Here is a 4,650-nt window from a genome sequence, read left to right as displayed (position 1 = left end):
GCGGATTTCGCGCTTGGTCAGCACCGCGCCGAAGTGAGGCGGCATCGGGCTGGGCAGCGGAGTGCGCTCGGCGATGTCTGCGGTCTTCAGTTTGCGCTTCTTGCCATCGACCACCGACGTGAGCGTGAGGTCATCGCCGGTTTCAAAAGTGATCACGCCGGAGATTTCCTCGCCATTTTTCAGCTTGAGCAATGCGGGTTGAAAACCGAGCGCGAGGCTCGAATTCGGAATGATCAGGGACTCGAGGACGAGGATGCGGTCGGTGGAATGCCGAAGCCACGTCAGGTCGGGGCCGATCGCCCCGCCTTTGCCATCCACCGAGTGGCAGCGGATGCAGCCCGCCTCCGGCTTTTTGGTGAAGATGACGCGGCCCTCGTCGGCGTCGCCGCCTTCGAGGCATTCGCGGAAGCGCACCAGTGGGTCGGTCGTCTTGTCGAGGTCCTGCGCGCGTTCGGCGAGCCGGGATTTTAAGTCCGCGTTGTCGCGCTTCGCCGCGGCCTCAAACAAATCGAGCCACAGCGCGACCGGAAGGTCGCCTGCGCGATAGCGGTCGAATTGCGCGAGCAGCACTTTGTCGGCGCTTGGGTCGGCATGGACACCAAGTCTCGCCAGCGCCTTCTGCCTAGCACTGAGGCGTCCTTTTTCGAGAACTGCGGCATCCTCCGCGACGGTTCGCTCAGGCTGCTCGCCGTTCTTCACGGCCGTCGTCGGCGCAGTCTGGGAAAAGGCGCTTTCACCAAGGGCGATCCCCAGGATGACCGCGGCAAGCAATTGGATGGAGGTGCTCATGATGTGCTGAGGGGTGCCCGGTCTACTTCAGCGCTTCCCCAGATCGCGGTGAGCACTACTGCATTCCTGTTCATCTCCGTCACGGCACTAAGACCTTTGGCTTGTAGCTGGCGTAGCGGGCACGCTGCTCGGGCGTGAGCTTTGAGTAATCGTAGCGCTCCTGTTCGACGCCGTTGATCTTCGCGTGGATGACGTTGGCCATGTCAGCCGCGCAATTTTTGATGTGCTCGGCTTTCTCTCCCGCAAACAGCTCGTCCACCGTCGTGGAGAAGAGTGCGAGCCAGCGGTCGAATTGCGGTCGTCCCATCGTCGTCAGCGGCACGAGCCGGGCGTGTGTGGCGAGCGGATTTCCGGTGAATCCGCCGCTGCGAAAAATCATCGTCTCCCAGAACGCATACATCTTCGGCAAGTGCGCGGCCCAATCCGTCCTGGCCACGTCATTGAAGATGAACCCGAGCAAATCATCGTGGCGAACCTTGTCGTAGAAGGCATCCACGAGCCGCTCGATGTCCGCGCGGCCGGTGAGATCGGCACGAGGGGCGAGGGGCAGGTCGTCGGAAGTCATAGTCACGAAAGCTACGGCCATTCGCCGCATGTGCGAGAGGCAGGCGGCGCGAAGTTTGACTTGGGTCAAACGAAACGCACATCAGGGAATCTTGATCCTCATCAAACATGACCGTCGTGGATTCTACATTCATCACGTTTGTCCCCGGACATGCACACGAGACCAACCACCGAAACCACTGGCGAGAGCACTGCGGGAATGCCGAGCCTTCCGCAGGAAGCTGCCGTGACTTAAGCTCCGGCGATGACAATTTATTTTACGCGAACAGGATCTCCCTCGGAGGAGCGCTTCCGCGAACAGCTTGACGGGCATGAATTGCGATTTGTCGGCTCGCTGGAGGAAGTCGGCGAAGAGGCGGAGATGCTCGTCATTCTTTTTTGGGCGCGCATTGATGGTGGCTTTTTGGCGGCGCACCCAAAGCTGCGCTTCATCGCCACGCGTTCATCGGGCTACGATCACATCGATCTCGCCGCCTGTAGCGAGCGCGGTATCGTCGTTTGTTCGGTCCCGAGCTATGGCGAGAACACGGTCGCGGAGCACACCTTCGCGTTAATCCTTTCGCTGACGCGCCGGCTTCGCGAGGTGGCCACGGCCAAGCGCATCGGGCGATTTTCTTTTGAAGAACTGCGCGGGTTCGATTTGCACGGGAAAACGCTCGGCGTCATTGGCACGGGGCGCATCGGGCTGCATGTCGCACGACTCGGCCGCGCCTTTGGCATGGAGGTGCTCGCCTTCGATTCCAAACCCGCCGACGTGATCGCCAGCCTTCTCGGCTATACTTACACCTCGCTCGACGAGCTGCTACGGCGCAGTCATGTCCTCACGCTCCATGTGCCGCTCACTCCCGCGACGGTTCACCTGCTCGACCGCGAAGCCTTTGCCAAGTGCCGCGAAGGCGTGATCGTGATCAACACCGCACGCGGTGGGGTGATCGACACGGCGGCTCTGCTGGAAGCTTTGGACAGCGGGCGAGTGGCCGGCGCCGGGCTGGATGTGCTGGAGGATGAGCGCGTCTTTCAGAAAGCCGCGTCGCACGTCATCACCGATCAGATCATTGAGTTTCTTCACGCGGACCCATCGTCTCCCGAGGAACGCCATCAGCGTGATCCGGAACGGCTCGAGGAACTGCGCTCACTGCATCGCAACGAAGCTCTGCTCGCGCGACCCGATGTCGTTTTCACCCCGCACGTCGCCTTCAATAGTGTCGAAGCGGTGGAGCGGATCGACCAGGTGACGATTGAAAACATCCGCGCCTTTCTGGCAGGGGAGGCGATCAATACCATCAATCCGCTGCCGCAGACCTGATCTTGTGAAGCACTCGCAAATCATCACACGCCGAAACTTCCTGACTTCCAGCGGCGCGTTTGCCGTCTGCCTCGCATGGCGTCAACGCGCAGCCGCCGCAGATCCGGCGCTGCCCGAGCGCGGACTTTGTGCGCATCGCGGCGCGTCGAGCACACATCCGGAGAACACGTTGCCGGCCTTCGCGGAAGCGCTGCGGCTCGGCGCGCACATGATCGAGTTTGATGTGCAACTCACCCGCGATGGCGCTCTCGTGCTCATGCACGATCCCACGGTGGATCGCACGACCAACGGCAATGGCAAGGTGTCCGATCTCACACTCGCCGAACTGCGGGGTCTGGATGCCGGTGCCCGGATGGATGAGCGCTTCAAGGGCACACGGATTCCCACGTTTGAAGAAACGCTGGCGATGATGCCGCGCGATGTGTGGCTGAATTGCCACCTCAAGGGCGGCGCGGCGCTCGGCGCTGCGACAGCCCGTGTGATCAAGAGCGTGGGCCGGCAGCGCCAGGCCTTTCTCGCCGCCACCGCCGCTGCAGCGCGGGCGGCGCGCGAAGTCGTCCCGGACATCCTCATCTGCAACATGGAGCGTCAGGGAAACTCGGCCGAGTATGCGAGGGAGACGATCGCGATGAAGGCGGCCTTCATTCAATTGCTCGGCAAAGGCGAAGTCCCGATCGACGACGTGAAAGTGCTGAAGGCCGCGGGCGTGCGCGTGAACTACTACCACGACGAGACACCCGAGGGCCTGCGCCGCCAATGGAATGCCGGCGTGGACTTCCCGCTCGTCAACGATCCCGCCAGCGCGTTGCCCATCGCGCAGGAGTTCGGCATTCTACCGCTGACGCGCTGACTCCTTACGGGCTTCCTTCCAAAACGCAGCGGAACCCATCGCAGCGCCAGCGGCGGGTGGAGGGTTGGTTGCCGCGAAAGGAGGAGAGCAGCGGCTTGGGAGCGCTGCTACCCCAGGAGGCGCCGCGCAGGACGTGGTCTTTCTGGTCGGCATTGAAGAAGTCCTCGCACCATTCCCACACGCTGCCGCCGAGATCGTAGATGCCCAATGCGTTGGGTGGGAAGCTCATCACGGGTGAGGTGACCGCGAAGCCATCCGTATAGTCGGCGATGATTTTTTCATGGGGGTACTGCGTCTGGCAATCGGTGTCGGCGTAGTTGCCCGCGCCTTTCGTGGGCGGCCATTGCGTGCCCCACGGATAGACGCCCGAGACTTTGCCGCTGAGGCTTTGCGGGGTGCCGCCATCGGCGGACTCCTGTTCGCCGAGGCCGACGGCGATGCTCCATTCGCGATCGGTCGGCAGGCGATACTTGCGGCCTTCCTTTTGGCTCAGCCATTGGCAGAAAGCGGTCGCATCGTCCCAACTGACATTTACCACGGGATGATCATCACCGGCGGTGGCGGAGAGGCTGCCGAGCTTCGCGTCCTTCCATGACGGGTCGGCGTTTGGATTCTCGGCGACATAGCGCGCATAGTCCGCGCGGCGCGTTTCGTGGATGCAGATGAGGGTCGGCGTTCCCGCAAGAGGCACGAACTTCATCCCGAGGCTGTTGGTGAAAGGCTTGTTGGGTGCGGCATGATCGGGCAGCGCGCCGGGCACGTTCTTGAAGTCGAAGTCCCGCACGGCTTCGGCGGCGAGGGTGGAGATGCGGTGGTGCAGTTGATAGACGGCGGGCCGGGTGTCGGCGGCGCCTGCGACGTAGCGGTTGCACAGGAAGATGACGAAGGTGCGGGAGAAGGGGTCGAACCAGAGCATCTGCCCGGTCCAGCCGGTGTGGCCGTAGCCGCCGATGGGGAATAACGCGCCGCGCTCCAGGGTGTAGTCGTGCCGCGGCGTGCGGTAGGGCGTGTCGATGTCCCAGACGAGGCCGCGGCGCACGGGGAGGTTCTTCGCGTCGGGGCTGGTGAGGCCGGGCGGGCTTTGCGCGCTGGTGAAGAGCTTGACGGTCTCCGGCTTGAAAACGCGCACGCCATCGAGTTC

General features: G+C 62.8%; 4 protein-coding genes and 1 pseudogene. 2 read left to right on the top strand and 3 right to left on the bottom strand.

Going from position 1 to position 4,650, the window contains the following annotated elements; translation table 11 throughout:
• Nucleotides 1-789: pseudogene (locus tag ABJF10_RS29440) on the bottom strand (hypothetical protein); the annotation flags it as partial.
• 79 nt (nt 790-868) lie between these two features.
• Complete coding sequence (locus tag ABJF10_RS29435) at nt 869-1,354, bottom strand: group III truncated hemoglobin (RefSeq protein WP_348548176.1); 486 nt, start codon at nt 1,352-1,354, stop codon at nt 869-871.
• A 243-nt stretch (nt 1,355-1,597) separates the two neighbouring features.
• Between ABJF10_RS29435 and ABJF10_RS29430 the strand changes: the two genes are divergently transcribed.
• Both ABJF10_RS29430 and ABJF10_RS29425 read left to right on the top strand, forming a co-directional pair.
• Nucleotides 1,598-2,659: an NAD(P)-dependent oxidoreductase gene (locus tag ABJF10_RS29430; protein ID WP_348548175.1), complete on the top strand. Its 1,062-nt coding sequence runs from the start codon at nt 1,598-1,600 to the stop codon at nt 2,657-2,659.
• Between the two features lie 4 nt (nt 2,660-2,663).
• Nucleotides 2,664-3,509, top strand: a complete 846-nt coding sequence (locus ABJF10_RS29425; RefSeq protein ID WP_348548174.1) for a glycerophosphodiester phosphodiesterase family protein — start codon at nt 2,664-2,666, stop codon at nt 3,507-3,509.
• Between the two features lie 4 nt (nt 3,510-3,513).
• Here the strand turns inward: ABJF10_RS29425 and ABJF10_RS29420 are convergent.
• The coding region (locus ABJF10_RS29420) for an SUMF1/EgtB/PvdO family nonheme iron enzyme (RefSeq protein ID WP_348548173.1) at nt 3,514-4,650 on the bottom strand (1,137 nt) is incomplete at its 5' end.

The organism is Chthoniobacter sp., from assembly GCF_040003245.1.
GTDB lineage: Bacteria > Verrucomicrobiota > Verrucomicrobiia > Chthoniobacterales > Chthoniobacteraceae > Chthoniobacter.
Note: the sequence above shows the minus strand (reverse complement) of the source record. Positions and strands in the feature narration are given on the sequence as shown.